The sequence below is a fragment of the Bacillus cereus group sp. BfR-BA-01408 genome (assembly GCF_022663305.1).
GTDB classification, from domain to species: Bacteria; Bacillota; Bacilli; order Bacillales; family Bacillaceae_G; genus Bacillus_A; species Bacillus_A pacificus.
Window position 1 is genome coordinate 1 of sequence record NZ_JAKUFF010000291.1, and the last position, 237, is coordinate 237.

Here is a 237-nt window from a genome sequence, read left to right on the forward strand (position 1 = left end):
ATTTGGCGGTATTACTTGCGGAATAACTATATTTTCTTTCGATACATTTGGTGACACTATATTTCCTACATTTTCTTTCTTCACTTGCGGCGATACTATATTTCCTACATTCTCTTTCTTCACTTGCGGTGACACTATGTTTCCTATATTTTCTTTCTTTATTTGCGGTGATACTATATTTCCTACATTTTCTTTCTTTACTTGTGGTGATACTATATTTCCTACATTTTCTTTCTT

General features: G+C 32.1%; 1 pseudogene. It reads right to left on the reverse strand.

Annotation, left to right across the window (positions count from 1 at the left end):
* Window positions 1–237, reverse strand: a pseudogene (locus MR083_RS27345) (peptigoglycan-binding protein LysM); the annotation flags it as partial.